We start from the raw sequence: 20,909 nt of genomic DNA on the forward strand, positions 1-20,909 counted from the left end.
ACCGGCTCGGGAGGGCCGGGCGACGATGCCCGCTCCCGCCGCAAAAGATTGCTGGGAGGATAAAATGGCACGCTTGGGGATCATCTTGCACGGCGTCACCGGCCGCATGGGTTACAATCAGCACCTGGTGCGCTCGATTCTCGCCTTCCGCGACCAGGGCGGCATCACATTGAAATCGGGCGAGAAACTCGAGATCGACCCGATCATCGTCGGCCGCAACGGCGCCAAGATGGAAGAGCTGGCGAAGAAGCACGGCATCAAGCGCTGGTCGACCGATCTCGACGCCGCGCTCGCCAATCCCGACGACACGATCTTCTTCGACGCCGGCACGACGTTGATGCGCGCCGAGCTGCTGTCCAAGGCGCTCGATGCCGGCAAGCACGTGTATTGCGAAAAGCCGATCTCCGACGACCTGCAAGTGGCGGTCGACCTTGCCCGCAAGGCGCGCCGCTCGGGCCTCAAGCACGGCGTCGTGCAGGACAAGCTTTTCCTGCCCGGCCTGCGCAAGCTGGCGCTGCTCAGGGATTCCGGCTTCTTCGGCAAGATCCTCTCGGTGCGCGGCGAATTCGGCTACTGGGTCTTCGAAGGCGATTGGGGCGTGCCCGCCCAGCGTCCGTCCTGGAACTACCGCAAGGGCGACGGCGGCGGCATCATTCTCGACATGCTCTGCCACTGGCGTTACGTGCTCGACAATCTGTTCGGCGAAGTGAAGGCCGTCTCCTGTCTTGGCGCGACGCATATTCCGCGCCGCATCGACGAACAGGGCAAGCCCTATGATTGCGATACGGATGATGCGGCCTATGCGACCTTCGAGCTCGAGGGCGGCGCGATCGCGCAGATCAATTCCTCCTGGGCGGTGCGCGTCCGTCGTGACGATCTCGTCACCTTCCAGGTCGACGGCACCCATGGTTCGGCCGTCGCCGGCCTGACGAAATGCTGGAGCCAACACCGCGTCAACACGCCGAAGCCGGTCTGGAACCCGGATCAACCGCAGACGATCGACTTCTACAAGACCTGGGACGAGGTTCCGGACACCCAGGCCTTCGACAACGGCTTCAAGGCGCAGTGGGAAATGTTCATCCGCCATGTCGTCGAAGATGCGCCGTGGCCCTATGGCCTGGAAGCCGGCGCCAAGGGCGTGCAGCTCGCCGAGCTCGGCCTGAAATCCTGGGCCGAACGCCGCTGGCTCGACGTTCCCGCACTGGAGCTCTGAACCGTGACGACGATCAATCTCCCCCTCGACGGCAAGATCGTCCCCTATACGCTGACCGGCACGCCGATCGCGGTCGCCAAGCGCGACGCCAAGTCCTTTCCACGCATCGCCTTTGCCGCCGCTCATGTCGTTGCGGATCCGCTTGCCGACAACGATCCGTGGCTGACGCCGGCGATCGACTGGGAGCGGACGCTTGCCTTCCGCCACCGGCTCTGGGATCTCGGCCTCGGCGTTGCCGAGGCGATGGATACGGCGCAGCGCGGCATGGGCCTCGGCTGGCCGGAAGCGCGCGAGCTGATCCGCCGGGCGCTTGATGAAGCGGCCGGGCGCAAGGATGCGATGATTGCCTGCGGGGCCGGCACCGATCATCTGACGCCTGGCCCCGACGTCACCGTCGACACTATTCTCAGGGCCTATGAGGAGCAGATCGAAACGGTGGAGGCGGCCGGCGGCCGCATCATCCTGATGGCGAGCCGGGCACTTGCCGCCGCCGCCAAGGGGCCGGACGACTATGTCAGCGTCTACGACCGCATCCTCCGCCAGGTGAAAGACCCTGTCATCATCCATTGGCTCGGCGAAATGTTCGATCCGGCGCTCGAGGGGTATTGGGGCAATGGCGACCATCTGAAAGCCATGGAGACCTGCCTCGAGGTGATTAGGGCCCATGCCGACAAGGTCGACGGCATCAAGATCTCGCTGCTCTCCAAGGAGAAGGAAGTGGCGATGCGCCGCCAACTGCCGAAGGGCGTGCGCATGTATACCGGCGACGATTTCAACTATGCCGAACTGATCGCCGGCGACGAAGCGGGTCATTCCGACGCGCTGCTCGGTATTTTCGATGCGATCGCGCCGGCAGCTTCGGCGGCCCTCGAAGCGCTCGGTCGCAAGAGCAACCATGAATTCTTCGATCTGCTGGAGCCGACCGTACCGCTGTCGCGCCACATCTTCAAGGCGCCGACGCGCTTCTACAAGACCGGCGTCGTCTTCCTCGCCTATCTCAACGGTCTGCAGGATCATTTCGTCATGGTCGGCGGACAGCAGAGCACTCGCTCGCTGGCGCACCTGGCGGAGCTTTTCCGTCTGGCCGACAAAGCGCGGGTGCTGGCCGACCCCGAACTCGCCGCAAGCCGCATGCGCCAGGTGCTCGCCGTCCACGGCGTCAACTGAAGCGGGACACCGGCTGGGAGGAGAATGACATGCAGGTCGAAGGACTTTCGATCAATCTGGCGACGATCCGCGAGCAATGTGGCTTTGCCGAAGCCGTCGACATCTGCCTGAAACACGGCATCACCTCGATCGCGCCCTGGCGCGATCAGGTCGCCAAGGTCGGTCTTGACGAGGCGGTGCGCATCGTCAAATCGAACGGCATCAAGCTGACCGGGCTTTGCCGCGGCGGTTTCTTCCCGGCGGCAAATAATGCCGACTGGCAGAAAAATCTCGACGACAACAGGCGCGCCATCGACGAGGCGGCCGCATTTTCAGCCGACTGCCTCGTGCTCGTCGTCGGCGGCCTGCCGGGCAGTTCGAAGGATATCGTTGCGGCCCGTCAGATGGTGTTCGACGGCATTGCCGCCGTGCTGCCGCATGCGCAGGCGGCCGGCATGAAGCTCGCGATCGAACCGCTGCATCCGATGTATGCCGCCGACCGCGCCTGCGTGAACACGCTCGGTCAGGCGCTCGACATGTGCGAGCCGCTTGGCGAGGATGTCGGGGTGGCGATCGATGTCTACCATGTCTGGTGGGACCCCGATCTTGCCAACCAGATTGCTCGAGCGGGCCGCATGAAACGCATCTTTGCCCATCACATCTGCGACTGGCTGGTGCCGACCCGGGATATGCTGCTCGACCGCGGCATGATGGGCGATGGCGTGATCGACCTCAAAGGCATAAGACGAATGATCGAGGCCGCCGGCTTCTTCGGCGCGCAGGAGGTGGAGATCTTCTCGGCCGAGACCTGGTGGAAACGCCCGGCCGACGAGGTGATCGCCACCTGCGTCGAACGCTTCCGGAGCTGCTGCCAGATCTGATTTTCAATAATTGTTTCATCACGCATGCAGGAGGATCATTCGATGGAGAAACGCCGTTTTGCCCTGATCGGCACCGGGAACCGCGGCACCACCATGTGGGGCAAGGATCTGCTGGCCGGCTGGCGCGAACATGTCGACCTCACAGCCATCGTCGAGAAGAATTCGCTGCGCGGCGAGCGCGCCCGCAACATGATCGGCAGCAACGCGCCGCTCTATGACAATATCGATTCCATGCTCGTCGAGCAGAAGCCGGATCTGGTCATCGTCTGCACGCCCGACCATACGCATGACGATATCATTGTGCGGGCGCTGGAGTCCGGCATCGATGTCATCACCGAAAAGCCGATGACCACCTCGATCGAGAAAATTCGCCGGATTCTCGACGCAGAAAAGCGCACCGGCCGCCGGGTCGACGTCTCCTTCAATTATCGCTATGCGCCGACGGCCGGCAAGATCAAGGAACTGCTGAACGCCGGCGAGATCGGCCGGGTGACCTCAGTCGACTTCCACTGGTATCTCAACACCAAGCACGGCGCCGACTACTTCCGTCGCTGGCACGCCTATACGGAAAATTCCGGCAGCCTATTCGTCCACAAGGCAACGCATCATTTCGATCTGCTGAACTGGTATCTCGACAGCGATCCGGAGTCCGTCACCTCGTTTGCCGACCTGCAGAATTACGGCCGCAAGGGCCCGTTCCGCGGGCCCCGCTGCAAGCTCTGTCCGCACACGCAGGAATGCGACTACTATCTCGATCTTGAAGCCGATCCCTTCCTCGACCAGCTCTACGAGGATCCCTCGAAGATCGACGGCTACTTCCGCGACGGCTGCGTCTTCCGCGAGGACATCGACATTCCCGATACGATGGTGGTGTCGCTCCGTTACCGCAACAACGTCCACGTCTCCTATTCGCTGAACACTTTCCAGCCGATCGAAGGCCATCACCTCGCCTTCAACGGCACCAAGGGGCGGATCGAGCTTCGCCAATACGAGGCCCAGCCCTGGGAAGAGCCGAAGCAGGACACGATTCTGCTGATCCGGAATTTCCCGAACGGCAAGGAGGCGGTGGAGCGCATCGTCGTTCCGCATTTCACCGGCGGCCATTACGGCGGCGACGACCGGATGCGCAACATGATCTTCAAGCCGGATATGGAAGACAGGCTCGCGCAGCGCGCCGGCACGCGGGCGGGCGCCATGTCCGTGCTTTGCGGTATTGCCGCGCTGACGAGCTCGCGCACCGGCAAGGTGGTCGACATCGCCGAGCTGATGCCTGAGCTTGCCAATGACGGTTCGCCGAATTCGCTGAGGTCGTCACGCTGACGCCTGCTGTGTAAGCTCGCTCGGCGAGGCACGCGTCAGGCGATGTTTTCGAGATTCTCCCGGCGGATTTGGTAGAGCAGCGGCCGACCGGCCACGAAGCGCTCGACCTCGTCAGCCGCCATCTCGCCGAGGCGCGCCCGTTCCAGGCCGACGGCGCCGGCAATATGCGGCGTCAGAAAGACATTCGGCAGATCGTAGAAAGCAGAATCGGGCTCAGGGATCTCCGGATCGGTGACGTCGATGACCGCGTCGATGCGGCCGCTCTTCAGCACTGAGAGCAGTGCGGCCTCATCGATAAGAATGCCGCGCGCCGTGTTGATGAGTGTCGCCCCGTCCTTCATCAGCGACAGCCTTCGCGCATCGATCATATGCTGCGTCGAGGGCAGCGACGGCGCATGCAGGGAAACGATATCGGCTTGCCGCATCAATTCGTCGAGCTCGACCTTTTCCGCTCCGAGGCAGGCCGCCTCGGCGGCATCGAGCGTGGGATCGGAGAGCAGCAGCCTGTAGTCGAAGGGTTTCAACAGCTCGATGACGCGCCGACCGATGCGCGAAGCGCCGACGATGCCGACGGTGCGGCGGTAATTTCCGATCGCCTGACGCTGCATCGAATGGGTCCGGTCGCGGTTGCGATCGGCGACATAGAGATCGCGGAAACGGAAGACCCGCTTGCCGGCGAAGATGATCGCGGCAAGCGTGAATTCGGCAACCGGCACGGCGTTGGCCTCGGCCGCATGGCTGACCGGGATACCGGCCGCGAAGATGGCGTCGTCGATGACGCCCTTGACCGTGCCCGCAGCATGAACGATGAGCTTGAGGTGCGGCGCCGCGGTAAGCATTTCGGTCCCGGCATAGGGTCCGCCCCAGCCGGTGATCAGGATTTCGGCCTGGGCCAGCAGACGCCTCGCACGCTCGTCGTCGAAACGCTGCAGCGGTTTAGCGTCCAGCAGGCGGCCGATGCCGTCCAGCCGGCGCAGAACCTCATCCGGCAAGACATGCTCGGTGCGCGACGGCTGCATGGCAAGGACAATCGCCGGATGGCTCATGGCATCTGCCCCGGCGCTTCGATGGCGCTCACCGTCACGCCCCTTTCCCTCACCACGGCCTCCAGCGCCGTAATGTCAGGCGCTTTCGGCGGTCTTGTCCAGGCAGACGAAACGGCAGCGGGATTGTCAAGCCCCAGCACCGCCGTCACCAGGATGGTTTCGCCGGCCGGAATCTGGCCGCGCAGCTGCGGCACGAGGGTTTTCGCAACGATCACATTGGTGTTGGGCATTGCCTTCTGGACGAGCCCGGACCGTTTCACCGAAGAGCCGAGATCGAGAATGCCGGTGAAATCGGCCTCGCCGATTGCATAGGCAACCCCATTCGAGGCGGACAGCCTATCCAGCTCGAAATCCCGGCGACCGATGGCAAATCCGCCTTCGGCAATCCGCAGCGGCCGGCTTGTCCTCACCCGGTGGAGGCGGATATGCCAAGGTACTGCGGGCACGAGCCAGGTTTCGACGCCGACATCCGGGAAAGGCGACCATTTCGCAAAAAGCACGTCGCCTGCGAGCCTGGCCTCCTCGTTCGTTTCGCGCACCCGGTAGTGCAGGCCGTCATCGCTGAAGGCCAGCATCGAATCAAAGGCGGCGAGCGCAAAGGCGCGCTCATCGGCCTCGACGCTGAAGCCGTAGCGGGCGGAATAGGCGAACTTGGCGTATTTTTCCGTGCCGAACCGCATCTGCAGATTTTCCTGGCCGGAGGATAGCGCCACGACATCGCCGCCCGCCCGCATGATCACCATGCCGGGATGGTGCTGGGGAACGACCTCAGGCGCCTGCTCCGGCGCTTTTTCCGTCGCGGTCCAGAATGGATGATCCTCCGCGATCGCCAGCGGCAGGAAGGCCTTGAAGGCCCAATAGGGCGAACCGGTGGAATTGTAGCTTTCGGACATCAGCAGGTTTGGATAGCCGAAACCGATCGACAGCACGCCGTCGCGATCGGCAATCGGCTTGTCCTTCCACCAGCGCAGATGCTGCAGGCAGAGATGCTTGACCTCACCCCAGGGCAGAGCTTCAACATCGGCAAAGGCAAGCGCCGACCAGAAGCCGGCGCAGGCGAAGCGATAGGTCAGACTGCGGCCGAAGGGGATCGTCGCCCCGTCCGCGGCAAACCAATGCCGGAAATCCCGGGCAAAAAGGATCGCGCGCTCGCGATAGCGCTTTGCATAATCGTCGTCGACGAGCTTCGAATAGATCAGGCCATAGAAATGCATGGCAAAGGGAATGTAATGGTCGATGCGGCGCACGTTGCCGTCGCGATACCAGCCGTCGCCGATATAGAAGCCTTCGAGTTCCTGCAGATATTGCCGCGTCAGGCTGCGGTCGAAATCGGCGCCGAGACGATCGAGCGCGATGTCGACGAAAATCCGGAAGAATTTCCAGTTGTTGTCGGCATAGTCGAACTGCCTGACATGCTTGAGATAGGCGATCACATTGCCGCGGGCACGCGCATCGAGCGGTTCCCAGATCTTTTCCGGCACCAGGGCCAGGGCAAAACCGAGAGCGGCAAGCTCGACCATCCGCTGATCGCGGCCATTGACCGTTCCCCAATATTCGGGATGGGCGGGATCGGTGCCGTTTGCGAGGCCTTCGGCGAAACGATGCCAATGGGCAAAGTCGCCGTTGCCGGCACCAAGCGGCGCCAATCCCCAGAGCGGCCGGGCGAAGCCTTCGAGGTCGGCCGCCGCCCGGTCGAAATGGGCGGCGGTGCCGCTCAACCTGACGCGGGCATTGTCCTTCGAAAAGCAGGGAAGCAGCGGATCGAACAGATCAAGGAGGGCGCGGCTCATATCGGCACGGGTTTCGAGCGGATTGCCTGCGAGCGGGTTGGCGCTGGCGGGATCATAGGTCATCGGCGTCACTCACGGGGTTCGACGTTCACAACGGTCCCTCCCGGAACGGGAACGACTGCCTGGCAGATGTGGCGCGCCGGTGCCGTCCTGTCGCGGAAACGGGACAGCATCAGCGAAACGGCCTCGCGCCCGAGAGCGGCGCGGTCGACGCGCATGGTGGAAAGCTGCGGATTGGTCATCAGCGCGCAGGGCAGATCATCGAAGCCGACGATCGCGAAATCTTCCGGCACACGCAGACCGGCTTCGGTGACCGCCTCGAGCACGCCGACGGCGATGAAATCATTCATGCAGAAGGCGGCGGTGAAACCGGCATTTTCGGCAAGGATCGCAGCCGTGTGTTCATGGGCCTCGCGGCTGGCGCTGCCCTGCAGCGTCATGGACACAAAACGGCCCTCGGCACCGGGGACGGCGGCGATCGCCGCCTCGAAACCGCGCACGCGCTCCCGGATCGTATGGCGGTGGGAGCCGCTCAGATGCAGGATGCGGCGATGGCCGGCCTTGGTCAACCGGCTGGTCGCCTCATAGGCTCCAAAGAAATTAGCCGGCGAAACGCCATCGAACTGCATCCTGGGATCGGTGCCGTTGACAAGAACGGTCGGCGTCATGCCGGCTTGCAGCCAGCCGCGCAACATCTCGTTCGGATCGATGCCGACGAGGAAGAGACCTTCGGCGCCTGCCGCCTGCATATGGTCGCGCACGGCATCCGGCGTGGTGCGATCCTCCCGGACCAGCCGGACCTCGAACGGCATGCCTGCGTCGACGGCTCCGGCACGCAAGCCGTCGACGATCGCTTCATAGAAAACGCTGAGACCGCCCGTGACGCCGTCGCTGGCAATCAGCGCCAGCCCCCCGGCAACGGCTTCGGAAGCCGGCTTGACCGGGTAGCCGTGCTCGGCCGCCACCTTCAGGATCTGGCGGCGAACGGTTTCGCTGATACCAGGTTCGTTGGCAAGCACGCGCGACACCGTGGAGACGGAGACGCCGGCCAATGTGGCTATATCGGCCTGACGCGGCCGTCTGATCTTTTGGTCGTTCATAGGCAAACATTATGCAAGTTATGCAAATTTGCAAGAAAATGATTACTTCTTGCAATAAATATTTTTTTGCGTACCCTGTTTGCCGAAATGCCCCGACAGGCCATTGGAGGATGGCAGCGGGGCATATTGGGACAAGGAGGATATCATGCAGGTCAATCGCCGTTCATTCCTGATGGGTTCAGCCGGTGCGGCCGCCGGCCTCGCCTTCGGCGCCGGAAGCGCCATTCCGGCCTTTGCCGAAGATGCGCAGCTCAGGGCTATGTGGTGGGGTTCCAACGACCGTGCCAAGCGCACACTCGATGTCGCCAAGCTCTATCAATCCAAGACGCCCGGCGTCACCATTGTTGGTGAATCGCTTTCGGGCGACGGTTATTGGACGAAGCTCGCAACGCAGATGGCCGGCCGCTCGATCGCCGACATATTTCAGCTCGAGCCGGGAACGATTTCCGACTATTCCAAGCGCGGCGCCTGCCTGCCGCTCGATGAATTCGTCCCTTCGACGCTGAAGGTCGACAGCTTCGGCGCCGACATGCTGAAGCTGACCACCATCGACGGCAAGCTCTATGGTGTCGGCCTCGGTCTCAACTCCTTCTCGATGTTCTTCGACACGGTCGAATTCGAGAAGGCAGGCATCCCGCTGCCGACGGCCGACCTCACCTGGGATGAGTATGCCAAGCTCGCCGTAGAACTCGCCAAGTCCTCGGGCAAGGGCGGCGGCCCCTATGCGGCGCGCTATGCCTATGTGTTCGATGCCTGGCTGCGCCAGCGCGGCAAAAGCCTCTTTGGCAGGGAAAGCGCTGGGCTCGGCTTCACGGCCGACGATGCCAGGGAATGGTTCGACTACTGGGAGACACTGCGCAAGGCGGGCGGCACTGTTGCTGCCGACGTGCAGACGCTCGATCAGAATACCATCGATACCAATTGCCTCGGTCTCGGCAAATCGGTGATCGGCATGGCTTATTCCAACCAGATGATCGGCTATCAGTTGATCATCAAGAACAAGCTCGGCATCACCATGCTGCCGCGCGAAAAGAAGGGCGGTCCATCCGGCCATTATTACCGTCCGGCACTGATCTGGAGTGTGGGTGCAACGAGCAAACAGGGCGAAGCCGCCGCGAAGTTCATCAGCTTCTTCGTCAACGATCCCGAAGCCGGCAAGATTCTCGGCGTGGAACGCGGTGTGCCCATGTCAACGACAGTGCGCGAAGCCATCCTGCCGCAACTCAACCCGACGGAGCAGGAAACGGTCAAGTACGTAAACCTGCTCAAGGATCAGGTCGGCGAATATCCGCCGCCGGTGCCGATGGGCGCAACCCAATTCGACCAGCGGGTGCTTCGCCCGATCTGTGACGAACTCGCCTTCGAACGGGTCTCGCCCGCCGACGCGGCAACCCGGCTCATCGAAGAGGGTAAGGCAACGATCAAAGGCTGATCTGTTGCTGGATATGAGAGGAGAGGCCCGCAAAACCCCGGCGGGCCTTTCTGTTATCCTGGATCTCAGTTGCCCAGGCTTTCAACCACGCGCCAATCCGGCCGGCCGAGATCGAAGGGCCAGGCGTGCACATCCCGATCGTTGAAATAGACCACCTCCTGCAGATTCGGGAAGGCGCTCTGCTTCAACGTGGCAGTTTCGATCCACGGCTTCATATAGGCGTCGCCACCTTGATAACCGAGTTCCGCCACCCAGATGGGCTTGCCGTAGCCGGCGACGAGATCATAGCCCTGCTTCAACGCTTCCGAGAACGTGCGGTGCTCATTGTGGGCAAGCTCGTCATAGCGCTGCAGGCCGAAGACCGACAGTCCGACGAGGTCGACATAATCGTCGCCGGGATAATAGGCCTCGAGGCCGGGCAGTCCCTTCGGCGACCACATGATCTGTGTGCCGGGCGCCTCCTCGCGGACGATATCCATCATCCGCTTGTAGGCCGTGATATAGTCCTGCGGGCTCCAGCCGGACCATGAGAACCGCCCCGACGTGTCTTCCATCTCCTGCCCCCAGCGGACAATCACCGGGCTTTTCAGCTGGGATATCATCTGCGTGATCGCACGCATGTTGACATCGTAGTCGCCGCGCAAAACCTTTGCGCGAAGCTGAGCGGAGGTCAGCCGCCAATCGACGTCCCAGGACCAGGGCTCCACTGTTATCAGCAGGTTGCGGCCTCTGGCCAGCGCATAGGCGTCGGCGACGCGCAAGGTTTCGAGGTCGACGTCCTCCCAGGGCAGGAACAAGGCTTCGGTCGCGACATTCGCCTGCGCGCCGAAATCGCCGTGCGGATCATAGGCCCCGAACTTGATGCCGTCGGCATGAAGGACGGGGCGTTTGTCGATGATCGTCCGCACGGCCGCCGCCGGGTTCGGGACAATGCCGGCATATTGCACCTCGCTTCGGCTCGGCAGATCCGCGACACACAATAACAGCAGCGCCATCGCGGCGGTCGAGAGGTGGTTTTTCATTAGCTTCTTCATGGCTCACCCTCCTTTTCGGGCTACTTCCTGGCTCAGCAGGATCTGCTTCAGTTCGCTTGCCTTCGCGCTTACGGTATCGGCGGCAACAAGCTTCCCGAACTCATCGTCCTGGCGCACCGATGCATGGCGGAAGACGTACCACTCGCCGCTCGGCTGGCGCCGCTGATAGATCGTGTTGCCGACCTTGCGATGCCCGAAACAGGTGCTGGCGCGGGCCGCGCCCTCGGCATTCGTCCAGGTAGCGCGCATGCAGAGCTGGCCGAGATCGTCGACCACCCATTTGCCTTCGGCGAAAGACGGTTTCCCCTTGTCGTTGCTCCAGGCGACGAACCGCCGACCATCGTCGAAGAAACGGCCGCCTCCGGTATTCCAGGTCCAGGTCTTGTCGCCGTAGATCCGATAGAGCTCATAGGCGCTCAGCGGCGTCGGCGCCTTCGTTTTGGCGATCTCGGCGCCGTGCGCCGCCACCGGCAGACACAGGCTGAGAGCAAGCGCTGCTCCCCATAGTCTCGATCCGATACTCATTACATCCTCCATACTCGACACTTGCCGGTTCCGCCGGCTTACACACCATGTTCGTCTCGGTCGGTTCTGCCGAAACCATTCCATCTCAAGTGGAATTTCACTATCCTGGTCTTGCCGCCGCCGAGGCCGGCCCCGGCCACGGCAAATTGCGATTGGGTAAAACTGACGAGCGTCTGGCCGTGGGAAAGGGCCTCGAGGCTGTGCAGACCATGGGTACCCGCTTGCATGCCGCCGGTGATGCAGATCGCAAACCCCATGGCCGTCGCAAGCCACAGCCGGCGTGATTGCGGCCGTAATGGCAGACCGTTCTCGATTGCGTGGCGAACGACGATCAGCGCCGTCAGTGACAGATAGATCGAAAGATTCATCGCCGCGAAAATATAGAAGCCCTGAGCGGCAGCGGCCTCACTGGCGAGCACCATCGCGACAGCGCACATCCCGGCGAACGCGATATAGGGTGCGATGACGCGCAGCGGCAGCGACTGCTGCTGCTGCCTTCCCTTCGGCGTGATGCGAAAATCGACGAAGGAGCCGCAGATATGATCGCGAACGGCCGCCAGGCTGCCGGCCAGCGACCATGGCCAGCGCAGGAATATGAAGGCAAGCCCTTCCCAGCCGAACAGTTTCGCATCGTAGGGCCGGAAGGTCGCCGTGGCCCGCCAGAAGAAGGCAAACAGCGTCAGCACGATCGAGATCGGCACGAAATGCAGCAGGAATTCCGGATAGGTCACATTGACGAAGACATGGCCCGTCAGAAGCGCTGCAACCGGCAGCAGGAACATTACGGCCATGAAGGCGGAAAAGAGCGGATACCACAGCTGCGAGAACACGAACTGGAACCGCAGCCGCCAGGGCAGGTGCATGACATGGTGGCGGGAATGTTGCAGCAGAATGGTGACGAGGCTGCGCGACCACTGGAATTCCTGGACGACGAGATCGGCGAAGTTTGCCGGGCCGTCGCCATGGGCGATCGCATCGACGGCATGCACGCCGCGCCAACCGCCGGCATTCATCATCAGCGTCGTCGAATGGTCTTCGGCAAGTTCGGGACCGAGGCCGCCGATCTGACGAAGGGCTGATGTGCGAACCGCATAGTGGGAGCCGATGCAAAGAGGCGCCCAGCCATTGTTGTAACCGGTCTGCAGCGAACCATGCAGGCTTGCCTCCGCATAGAGCCTGCCGCGCGCCGCCCAGCTTGCCCCGGCGTTGGCATCGCAGATGCTGGGAGCCGAGACATAACCGACCTCAGGATCGGTGAAGGGGCGCAGGATTTCACGGAGATAGGTCGGCGTCGGTACATGGTCGGCATCGAACTGGGCGACGAAATCGTAGCGCGCATAGCCGAAGTGGTCGTAGAAATAGGCAAGGTTGCCTTCCTTGCAACGTGTGCGACGCGGCCAGATGGTGCGATGATACTCCGCCACGCCCTTTCGGGTGGAGATCAGCACGCCGTGCGCCGCACACCAGCGCCTGGTTTCCTCCGAAGGGTCCTCGTCGGCCAGCCAGACATCGAAATCGACGCCAACCTGGTCGAGCATCGCCTGCAGCGTGGCGCGGACGACGGCAAAGGGCTCGGACGGCGCCTTGGTGACGACCATTGCCACCCGCCCTTCCGGCAGCCGTGCGCGTGGGCTGATCGTCCTCGCATCGAGGAAGATCAGGATGAAATAGGCCGGCACCAGCGTAATCCAGGCAAGCACGAGGGTGATGAGCACGAAAGCCGCCCAGGAAATAATATGGGCGGACTGGCACCACCAGATCCAGAAATAGCCGAGCGACGCCAGCCAGCAGAGGATGCCGAAGCCATAGGCGACGCGGTTCCAGCCGGTGAAAACAGGATCGAATGCATCGGCCGCGGTGGCGGCTTTCGCCATGCCGACGCCGTGGCCAACTTGCGAAGCGTCGCTCATGCGGTCATCTCCAGTCCGAAGGTGGGACCGGCGGTGCGGATGATCGTATCGATATCCGAGAAAACCGGCACGAAGCCGAGTTCCGCCTTTGCCCTTGCCGTGTTGGCAAAGAGGATCGGCGGATCGCCGACGCGGCGGGAGCGATAACGGACCGGAACTTCGCGGCCGCTCGCGCGATGGATCGCTTCGAGAATCTCGCGCACCGAGGTGCCCCGGCCGGAGCCGAGATTGACGCTGAGCGAGCCGCCATCCGCCATCAGGTGGTTGACGGCGGCGAGATGCGCCTGCGCCAGATCGCTGACATGAATATAGTCGCGAACACAGGTTCCGTCCTCGGTCGCATAATCGGTGCCGAAAATATCGAGCCGCTCCAGCCTGCCGGCGGCGGCGAGAAGGGCGCGAGGAATGAGATGGGTTTCGGGGTCGTGGCGCTCGGCAAGCTCACCGTCCGGATCGGCTCCGGCCGCATTGAAATAGCGCAGCGCGGCAAAGCGGATGCCATAGGCAGCGGCAAAATCCTCAAGGGCCATCTCGAATATCAGCTTGGTGCGCCCATAGGGATTGACCGGCAACCGCGGGCTTTCCTCTCGTATCGGCAAGGAGTCGGGAACGCCATAGGTGGCGCAGCTGCTCGAAAAGACGATCCGGTCGATATCCTGGTCGAGGCAGGCCTCGAGCAGCGTCAGACTGCCGACGACGTTGTTGCGGTAATATTTCCTCGGCATGTCGACGGATTCGCCGACATAGGCATTGGCGCCGCAATGGATAACGCAATCGGGCGAAAACTCTGCGAGAGTCCGGCGCAGCATGGCGGCGTCGGCAAGCTCGCCCCGAATGAGGGGCCCCCAGCGGACACTGTCGGCATGTCCCGTAGAGAGATTGTCGTAGGTAACCGGCGTCATGCCGGCGCGCGACAGCGCTTTGCAGATATGACTGCCTATGAAACCGGCGCCGCCGGTAACCAGAATGTAGCGGGGCATCTCATACGATCTCCGCCTTCTCTGTGCCCGCCAGCAGTCCGTCGAAATAGTCGACGCTGCGAGCCAGACCGGTTTCGAGCCCGATGCGGGGCTGCCAGTCCAGCTCTGCCATGGCCCGGGAAATATCCGGCCGCCGCTGACGAGGGTCGTCGGCGACCGCAGGCAGGTGGACGATCCGCGAACGGGAATTCGTCAGGTCCCGAATGATTTCCGCCAGGCGGCGAACGGTGATTTCGGTCGGGTTGCCGAGGTTGATCGGACCGTTGCAGGCGCTGCCGGCAGCCGAAAAACGCAGGAAACCCTCGATAAGATCATCGACATAGCAGAAAGAACGGGTCTGCTCGCCATCGCCATAGATCGTCAGGTCGGCATTGCGCAGGGCCTGCACGATGAAATTGGAAACAACCCGCCCGTCGTCCAGGCGCATGCGTGGTCCGTAGGTGTTGAAGATGCGGCCAACCTTGATGTCGACGCCGTAAGTCCTGTGATAGTCGAAGAACAGGGTTTCGGCACTGCGCTTGCCTTCGTCGTAGCAGCCGCGCGGCCCGATCGGGTTGACGTTGCCGCAATAGGATTCGTGCTGCGGGCTGTGGGTCGGGTCGCCATAGACCTCCGACGTCGACGACTGAACGACGATCGCACCGGTCTTTCGCGCACAGTCCAGGGTGTTGACCGCACCGAGCACGTTGGTGAGCAGCGTTCCCACAGGATCCCGCTGATAATCCGGCGGAGAGGCGGGAGAGGCGAAATTGAAGATGAGTGACGCGTCGATATCGAAGGGCTGGCGAACATCGTGCTCGACGATGTGGAAGCGGCTATTCGATAGAAGGTGATCGACATTCACACGGCGGCCGGTCGAAAAATTATCAAGGCATATGACCTTGTGGCCGCGCTGCAGAAGCCTTTCGCAGAGATGAGAGCCGAGGAAGCCGGCCCCACCATTCACAAGGACGGTGCGCGCGCCTTGGGGCACCGGCATGCCTGACACTTGAGAATAGCCGTCGTTGGGAACGAAACTACGCATTACAAACTCCTTCCCATGTTTTTAGTCTTTTGATTTGGGTATGCCCTTCATATCTCCCTTATCCGCCTTGATATTCATTATTATGACTATCAAGTTTGAATAACTTTCTGAGTTATTCTTTGGATAACTGAATTAGTATTTCAATGATAAGTCTATTGCCGACAAGGTCAACTTTAAAAATTCTAGATATCCAAAATAATTACGCAAATATTCTTCAAAGTAACAATTGATTAATCACTCCGGACACTTTTCCGCCGCAACGCCCATCATCCATTGCTTAAGCTTCACGCAATGAAACTAATATAGAACGGACGGCGTGCAGCTTGGCCGCGCTTGACCGCACGGCCGGTCTTGCATCGGGGAGCGCGATATGCGAGGGGTTTTGGCCATGTTGAAAAAGCAAGATGTAGCGCAGCTGAAAGGCTGGCGTCTTCGCTCGACAATGTTTGTCTGGGGAATGGCGCTTCTAGCGACCGGGCCGACGGCCTGTACGGCCGTCGATGACGATATCGCCGTCGTCGCGAAAAAGAATGTCGTCGTGGTCGAGGCACCGCGTGTCTCGAAGGCCTATGCTTATCCGGCAAGCCGGACCGAGCGCCGGGCTGCGGCAACGGTTCGCACCGTCGCCTATCACGGCTCAGCGCCTTATATCTGCTCTCCGAGCGGCTTCGGACAGAAGTCGCGCTGCTTTGCGCGTCCTTCGATCTGAAATAAAACCATTAGATCAATTGCGCCACCGGCCGGACATGTCGTCTTCGCCGACGGGATGCTCATTGAAGAAGCGCGATGCCGCTTCGGTGCGGTTTCGGACGTTCATCTTCTTGTAGATGTTGCGGACGTGAACCTTCACGGTGTTTTCGGAAAGATGCAGCTTGTCGGCGATGATCTTGTTCTGCGTCCCCTTGCAAATGAGGTCCAGGATCTGAACCTCCCGGGTTGTCAAAGCGGAGATGCTGTCGCGTCTCAGCTTGAGCGCATTGCTGCGCGCCACATCGACCGATTTTGTCTGATAGAGCGAAGGTTCCAGCTGGGCATTCTTGTTGGTCAGACGATTGAGAAGCGCTGACGGAAAATGTTCGCCGCCCTTCATCAGCAGATCCACCGCGGCCATGAAGACATCGAGCCGGAGATTGAGCGGCAGGACACCATCGATGATCCGTGCCTCGACCAGTCGGCTGACATAGGGTTCGAGCATGTCGATCGCTTCAACGACGAGCCCGATTGAGGTTTCGGGGTGGTTTTCGCGGGCAGCCTGCAGCGCTTCATGAAGCTCCGGGGCGGGTATATGGTAAAATAAAACGAGCTTTATATCGCTGGTGTCTTTTTCCAGCATCGGATTTGTACTCGCTATACTTGTCACTTCACAGTTCGGAAATTTTTTTGCGAGTGCCTCTACCATGCACTCTGAAAACAGATCCGCCTTGGCCACCACTAGTATAGTATTTCCGGACGAACCCAACTTCCTTCCCTGGTCCGCATTCTCCATTCCTGAGCCTGTCATGAACATATACGCCTCCCCTAGCGTTACACTTTACTCAAACGTGGAGCGATGGCGGGTATTAAATAGTATGAAATGCCGGCCCCTGATGTCACCGCTTTATTTTTTAGACATTTCTTAATTATGTTAATACGGATTGAGAAGGAAGGAAATGGCCCAAAGTGATTAGTTTTCGCGGACGAAAAACGATACGTTACAATGCTTTGGTTGTATTTTCACTGCGATAGATACTTCAAGGTTATATTTGTCGTGACTATAGATGATCGACTGAATGTAATATTTCAGTACAAATTGTCATATTTTCGTCATGCGGGGATGCACCGGGATGAGGCAGAGACGTGTCGAAAGTCGGCTCTCAACCCAGCCGCGAATGCCGGGCGTCCCGCATTCCAGCTGCTCAGCAACATCGATTCCGACAAGGTCTTAATGCTCCCGCGACGGGGTTATCCGGACGTGGCAGATCCGCCTTAGCCCGAATTGATATCTATCGGATCCGCATTTTTTCCACCAATCTGTGGTCGTCGTCCAAGTGGTGACATGGAAGAGCTATGTATCTGCATGCCTTTTTGATGCATGACTTCCATTTATGGCAACTCAACTAAAAGAAAACCTGAATACTCCTTATCCTCTTCAGGATATGGAGTCGGATATGTGCGGCATTGTACTGAGTACGCACGTTCCCAATACTATCGATTTGATCAACAAGTCGCGACAAACCCGCAGATGACTAGTATCGAATACATCTGCCGATGTTCACCGCATCGGAGCGAGCGCGAGCAAAATCCCATTTGAGATGAGAGGGATTTCGAAAAGCTGCTCCGGTTTTTTTTCTGGAGTAACTGCAATGTCTGACGACTATAAGCCCCCGAAATCTTCGGGCGACGAAACCGAAATCACGAAGGTCGGGGCTCTGGCCGACGGCTTTGCAAACAGTGCTGTCAATTCAACTGAAGTCGACGACGGCTCGACCGGTTATGTCGGCGTCGCCAATGGCGACAATCGCGACAATACGGACAACAGCGTCGACGTCGACGTTAAGGCCGAAATCTCCGCCAGCAATGGCGACAACCGCGACAACGACTATGACTGGAGCTACAAGTCCGACGACGATACGAGCGTCAAGACCACGACGATCACCGACACCGACACCAAAACCGATTACGACTGGAGCTATGACAGCAAGTCGTACAGCGACAACGACACCGACACCAAGACGATCACGGATACCGACACGAAGACCGTGACCGACACCGATATCAAGACCATCACGGATACGGATACCAAGACGGTCTCCGACAGCAACAACACCTCCGACAGCTTCAACAAGACGGACACCGACTTCGCCGTGATCGAGGACGTCAAGGACTTCGACAACCTCGGCGTTGCCGGCCACGACCTCACCTTCAATCTCGGGGACGACTTCTCCTTCACGCTCGACGTCGACAGCATCCTGAACAATTCGCTGTCCGGCGAGGGCAATGACAGCGGCTTCAGTGCCGTCCAGGCAAACCATCTGGCCGACCAGGACCAGGCCTGGAACATCAAGATGGACAATGGCGGCGCCGACAACCACCTGAAGGCGGACGCCGGTCACGCCGACAGTGCCGAAGGCATTGAGATGGACGGCAAGGGCTGGGACCTCAAGGCGGGCGACGATGCCAGCGGCTCGAGCACGGCCGATGCTTCGGCAATCCTTGCCAATTCCGGCTTCCACCTCGAGCTCGTTCAGGGTGCGAACCTGCTCAGCAATACAGTCGACTCCAGCGTCATCGGCGGCAATTCTCATGTCTCCGACGTCGGCGAGGATACCGGCACCTGACACTGACCTCCAACGACCAAGACGAACTGCACCGGCTCCGGCCGGTGCAGTTTGACTGCTTGAAAACGGTTTGACGACCACACCACGGCTCCCAACGAGGGGCGCCTGATAAGGCCGATCGTCATTTCGAATGGGAGGGCCGAACCATGCATATCGAGAAGATTTCGGAAATCATTGCGCATTTCATCGGTGTCTTCGAGATGACGATCGACGAGATGAGGTTGCGCACCAATTATGCCGAAGGGGCAGGACCCGGCGCGGATGGACCGGCTCTGCCGGATCAGGATGCCTTTACCGCCGCCTTTTCTTCCGATTTCCAGCTCAAGGACTACGATCCGGGCGTCATTTACCAAAGCGGCAGTTACGAGATCGAATATGGTCCGACGCGCCATGTAGGCCGCGTCCTCGAAGAAAGCCTTGAGAAGCTGGCGGCGATCGCCGCAAAGGACATCCCGCTACCGCATTTCGGCGATCCTACGGATATCGTGCTGTCGGATGAGCCGGAACTGACCGTCTTTGCCGGGCCTGGCTCGGCTATCAGCCATGTCCTTCAGGTCAACGTTCTCTACGACGACGACTATCTCGACATGACGAATGGCATCCATGCGCCTCGCGACACGAGTTTCGTCATCGAACGGCTCGCGGATTTCAGCGCCAAGGCCGAGATCTTCACGCCTTTTTCGAGCCTGCACCGGATTGATACCTATGATGGCGCGCTGAAGATTGCCGAGGATATCGAAACCTATATCCAGAATGCCCAGAATACCGAGGACAACGGAACAACCTCGCTCAGCACCGACCCGACGCATCATTTCGTCACCACCGATCTGGTGGGCGACGACCCCATCATCTATGTCAATGGCAAACGTCAAGCCGACATCCCCGTCCTCGACGACTTCCTGCCCGACCGCGGTCTCGCCAAGCTCCAGGAAGAAGCTGACGACAGCAATTCATCCGTCGAGCAGACAGATCCCAGCGGCAACAGCCTTGATGTGACCGCCGGCGCAAATTTCGTGGTCAACATCGCCTCGGTGATCAATACCGGCGTCATCACCTCGGTCACCGCTGTCATGGGCAATTACCACCAGATCGACGCGGTCTCCCAGGCCTTCGTCTACAGCGATAATGACGAGATCGCCTCGACGCTGCGCTCATCCGGCCATTCGGCCGAGGAGGCGGGAACGATCGCCAAGAATATCGCCGTCTTCGAAAACAGCACCTTCGCAGCATCGAGCCACGCCGACACCGATGCTGCCGACCCGACATTCCCGAACAGCTGGCGCGTCAACGTCATCGATGGCGACGTCTCCTTCGTACAGTGGATCGAGCAGTATCACTTCATCAGCGACAACGACACGATGACGGTCACCACCTCGGGATCCGAAGCCACGGTTCTGACGGGTGGCAATACCTCCATCAACTTATCCTCCTTTTTCGGGATGGGCATGCAGTATGACCTGGTGATCATCGGCGGCAATGTGCTCGACATCAACAGCATCACGCAGATCTCGCTGCTCTACGACAATGACTGGGTGCGGGCGGAAGACGGCGTCGATCCGGGCGCCGACATCCAGACCGGCAACAACCTGATCTGGAATTTCGCCTCGATCCACAATGTCGGGACGGGCACCCCGTTCGAGGCCATGCCGGACTATATGATCGAAGCGCAGAAGGCGATCGAAGATCGCGATCCCAATATGCCGGAGGGGCTGTCGTTCGATGTGAATTTTCAGGGATATGCCGGCCTCAACGTGCTCTACATCACCGGCAATCTCTACGACATGACGATCATAAAGCAGGTGAGCATCCTCGGCGATTCCGACGATGTGACCCAGGCGGCGGCGACGCTCCTCGGCAACAATCCCGATGCGACGGTGACGATCGACACCGGCAGCAATGCGGTCATCAACATCGCCGAGATCGTCGACTACGACAGTTTCGGCCAGACCACCTATCTGGCAGGCCAGCTCTATTCAGACGCCATCCTCATTCAAGGCGGGCTGGTGGAGCATGATGCGACGCAGCCGCAGTCAGCCGACGACAGGCTCGCCAACGAAGTCATCGCCTTTCTCGATGACGACGATCCCACGGCCGGCTGTTCCGCCGATGGCGTCATCAATGCCGGGCATGATCTTTCATGGTCGTCGGCGCACCCCGCCGACGTAATGCAAGCCATGGTCGCGTGACCTTA

17 protein-coding genes are annotated in these 20,909 nt (G+C 60.4%); 8 read left to right on the plus strand and 9 right to left on the minus strand.

What is annotated here, in order from left to right; all coding sequences use genetic code 11:
• Nucleotides 1-64: 64 nt before the first annotated feature.
• From FHT75_RS33785 to FHT75_RS33800, 4 genes are read left to right on the plus strand one after another with little or no spacing between them, the layout of a single operon-like run.
• Nucleotides 65-1,213 (plus strand): Gfo/Idh/MocA family protein, encoded by a 1,149-nt coding sequence (locus FHT75_RS33785; protein ID WP_029733084.1) that lies wholly within the window; start codon nucleotides 65-67, stop codon nucleotides 1,211-1,213.
• A gap of 3 nt (nucleotides 1,214-1,216) precedes the next feature.
• Nucleotides 1,217-2,380: a dihydrodipicolinate synthase family protein gene (locus FHT75_RS33790; RefSeq protein WP_028758433.1), complete on the plus strand. Its 1,164-nt coding sequence runs from the start codon at nucleotides 1,217-1,219 to the stop codon at nucleotides 2,378-2,380.
• A 29-nt stretch (nucleotides 2,381-2,409) separates the two neighbouring features.
• Nucleotides 2,410-3,240 carry a sugar phosphate isomerase/epimerase family protein gene (locus FHT75_RS33795; RefSeq protein WP_029733083.1) on the plus strand — a complete coding sequence of 277 codons (831 nt, stop codon included), beginning with the start codon at nucleotides 2,410-2,412 and terminating at the stop codon, nucleotides 3,238-3,240.
• Between the two features lie 42 nt (nucleotides 3,241-3,282).
• Nucleotides 3,283-4,560 (plus strand): Gfo/Idh/MocA family protein, encoded by a 1,278-nt coding sequence (locus FHT75_RS33800; protein ID WP_029733082.1) that lies wholly within the window; start codon nucleotides 3,283-3,285, stop codon nucleotides 4,558-4,560.
• A gap of 35 nt (nucleotides 4,561-4,595) precedes the next feature.
• Here FHT75_RS33800 and FHT75_RS33805 read toward each other — a convergent pair whose 3' ends face one another.
• Genes FHT75_RS33805 through FHT75_RS33815 form a run of 3 tightly spaced genes read right to left on the minus strand, consistent with a single transcriptional unit; the run spans nucleotide 4,596 to nucleotide 8,496 of the window.
• Nucleotides 4,596-5,606, minus strand: a complete 1,011-nt coding sequence (locus FHT75_RS33805; RefSeq protein ID WP_029733081.1) for a hydroxyacid dehydrogenase — start codon at nucleotides 5,604-5,606, stop codon at nucleotides 4,596-4,598.
• Nucleotides 5,603-7,459, minus strand: a complete 1,857-nt coding sequence (locus tag FHT75_RS33810; RefSeq protein ID WP_029733080.1) for a DUF2264 domain-containing protein — start codon at nucleotides 7,457-7,459, stop codon at nucleotides 5,603-5,605. The genes FHT75_RS33805 and FHT75_RS33810 overlap by 4 nt, the downstream gene beginning before the upstream one ends.
• A gap of 5 nt (nucleotides 7,460-7,464) precedes the next feature.
• Nucleotides 7,465-8,496, minus strand: coding sequence for a LacI family DNA-binding transcriptional regulator (locus FHT75_RS33815; protein WP_029868038.1), 1,032 nt, complete (start codon nucleotides 8,494-8,496; stop codon nucleotides 7,465-7,467).
• Between the two features lie 145 nt (nucleotides 8,497-8,641).
• Between FHT75_RS33815 and FHT75_RS33820 the strand changes: the two genes are divergently transcribed.
• Entirely contained in the window at nucleotides 8,642-9,928 is a 1,287-nt protein-coding gene (locus FHT75_RS33820; RefSeq protein WP_028756228.1) for an ABC transporter substrate-binding protein, read from the plus strand.
• A 65-nt stretch (nucleotides 9,929-9,993) separates the two neighbouring features.
• Here FHT75_RS33820 and FHT75_RS33825 read toward each other — a convergent pair whose 3' ends face one another.
• Genes FHT75_RS33825 through FHT75_RS33845 form a run of 5 tightly spaced genes read right to left on the minus strand, consistent with a single transcriptional unit; the run spans nucleotide 9,994 to nucleotide 15,401 of the window.
• The gene (locus FHT75_RS33825; RefSeq protein ID WP_028756229.1) at nucleotides 9,994-10,962 is read right to left on the minus strand and encodes a glycoside hydrolase family 26 protein; all 969 of its coding nucleotides are present in this window, start codon (nucleotides 10,960-10,962) and stop codon (nucleotides 9,994-9,996) included.
• Nucleotides 10,963-10,965: 3 nt separating this feature from the next.
• Nucleotides 10,966-11,487, minus strand: a complete 522-nt coding sequence (locus tag FHT75_RS33830) for a DUF995 domain-containing protein (protein ID WP_028756230.1) — start codon at nucleotides 11,485-11,487, stop codon at nucleotides 10,966-10,968.
• Between the two features lie 38 nt (nucleotides 11,488-11,525).
• Nucleotides 11,526-13,397 (minus strand): glycosyltransferase family 2 protein, encoded by a 1,872-nt coding sequence (locus FHT75_RS33835; protein ID WP_028756231.1) that lies wholly within the window; start codon nucleotides 13,395-13,397, stop codon nucleotides 11,526-11,528.
• Entirely contained in the window at nucleotides 13,394-14,377 is a 984-nt protein-coding gene (gene galE / locus FHT75_RS33840; RefSeq protein ID WP_028756232.1) for a UDP-glucose 4-epimerase GalE, read from the minus strand. The genes FHT75_RS33835 and galE overlap by 4 nt, the downstream gene beginning before the upstream one ends.
• A gap of 1 nt (nucleotide 14,378) precedes the next feature.
• Nucleotides 14,379-15,401 carry a UDP-glucuronic acid decarboxylase family protein gene (locus FHT75_RS33845; RefSeq protein WP_028756233.1) on the minus strand — a complete coding sequence of 341 codons (1,023 nt, stop codon included), beginning with the start codon at nucleotides 15,399-15,401 and terminating at the stop codon, nucleotides 14,379-14,381.
• A 388-nt stretch (nucleotides 15,402-15,789) separates the two neighbouring features.
• Here FHT75_RS33845 and FHT75_RS33850 point away from each other — a divergent pair, with 388 nt between their 5' ends.
• Nucleotides 15,790-16,110: a hypothetical protein gene (locus FHT75_RS33850; RefSeq protein ID WP_028756234.1), complete on the plus strand. Its 321-nt coding sequence runs from the start codon at nucleotides 15,790-15,792 to the stop codon at nucleotides 16,108-16,110.
• Between the two features lie 15 nt (nucleotides 16,111-16,125).
• Here FHT75_RS33850 and FHT75_RS33855 read toward each other — a convergent pair whose 3' ends face one another.
• Nucleotides 16,126-16,908, minus strand: coding sequence for a helix-turn-helix transcriptional regulator (locus tag FHT75_RS33855; protein WP_028756235.1), 783 nt, complete (start codon nucleotides 16,906-16,908; stop codon nucleotides 16,126-16,128).
• 835 nt (nucleotides 16,909-17,743) lie between these two features.
• Here FHT75_RS33855 and FHT75_RS33860 point away from each other — a divergent pair.
• The gene (locus FHT75_RS33860) at nucleotides 17,744-18,718 is read left to right on the plus strand and encodes a hypothetical protein (protein WP_049808170.1); all 975 of its coding nucleotides are present in this window, start codon (nucleotides 17,744-17,746) and stop codon (nucleotides 18,716-18,718) included.
• 146 nt (nucleotides 18,719-18,864) lie between these two features.
• On the plus strand, nucleotides 18,865-20,904 hold the full coding sequence (locus tag FHT75_RS33865) for a hypothetical protein (RefSeq protein WP_183845622.1): 2,040 nt from the start codon (nucleotides 18,865-18,867) through the stop codon (nucleotides 20,902-20,904).
• Nucleotides 20,905-20,909 lie beyond the last annotated feature (5 nt).

Source organism: Rhizobium sp. BK112, assembly GCF_014193215.1.
Taxonomy (GTDB): domain Bacteria; phylum Pseudomonadota; class Alphaproteobacteria; order Rhizobiales; family Rhizobiaceae; genus Rhizobium; species Rhizobium anhuiense.

Bases quoted from the DNA above. Each gene is read 5' to 3' on its own strand.
- FHT75_RS33810 (WP_029733080.1), bottom strand. From the start codon at position 7,459: ATGACCTATGATCCCGCCAGCGCCAACCCGCTCGCAGGCAATCCGCTC.
- FHT75_RS33830 (WP_028756230.1), bottom strand. From the start codon at position 11,487: ATGAGTATCGGATCGAGACTATGGGGAGCAGCGCTTGCTCTCAGCCTG.
- FHT75_RS33845 (WP_028756233.1), bottom strand. From the start codon at position 15,401: ATGCGTAGTTTCGTTCCCAACGACGGCTATTCTCAAGTGTCAGGCATG.
- FHT75_RS33855 (WP_028756235.1), bottom strand. From the start codon at position 16,908: ATGTTCATGACAGGCTCAGGAATGGAGAATGCGGACCAGGGAAGGAAG.
- FHT75_RS33785 (WP_029733084.1), top strand. From the start codon at position 65: ATGGCACGCTTGGGGATCATCTTGCACGGCGTCACCGGCCGCATGGGT.
- FHT75_RS33795 (WP_029733083.1), top strand. From the start codon at position 2,410: ATGCAGGTCGAAGGACTTTCGATCAATCTGGCGACGATCCGCGAGCAA.
- FHT75_RS33865 (WP_183845622.1), top strand. From the start codon at position 18,865: ATGCATATCGAGAAGATTTCGGAAATCATTGCGCATTTCATCGGTGTC.
- FHT75_RS33805 (WP_029733081.1), bottom strand. From the start codon at position 5,606: ATGAGCCATCCGGCGATTGTCCTTGCCATGCAGCCGTCGCGCACCGAG.
- FHT75_RS33825 (WP_028756229.1), bottom strand. From the start codon at position 10,962: ATGAAGAAGCTAATGAAAAACCACCTCTCGACCGCCGCGATGGCGCTG.
- FHT75_RS33815 (WP_029868038.1), bottom strand. From the start codon at position 8,496: ATGAACGACCAAAAGATCAGACGGCCGCGTCAGGCCGATATAGCCACA.
- galE (WP_028756232.1), bottom strand. From the start codon at position 14,377: ATGCCCCGCTACATTCTGGTTACCGGCGGCGCCGGTTTCATAGGCAGT.
- FHT75_RS33860 (WP_049808170.1), top strand. From the start codon at position 17,744: ATGTCTGACGACTATAAGCCCCCGAAATCTTCGGGCGACGAAACCGAA.
- FHT75_RS33800 (WP_029733082.1), top strand. From the start codon at position 3,283: ATGGAGAAACGCCGTTTTGCCCTGATCGGCACCGGGAACCGCGGCACC.
- FHT75_RS33835 (WP_028756231.1), bottom strand. From the start codon at position 13,397: ATGAGCGACGCTTCGCAAGTTGGCCACGGCGTCGGCATGGCGAAAGCC.
- FHT75_RS33850 (WP_028756234.1), top strand. From the start codon at position 15,790: ATGTTGAAAAAGCAAGATGTAGCGCAGCTGAAAGGCTGGCGTCTTCGC.
- FHT75_RS33820 (WP_028756228.1), top strand. From the start codon at position 8,642: ATGCAGGTCAATCGCCGTTCATTCCTGATGGGTTCAGCCGGTGCGGCC.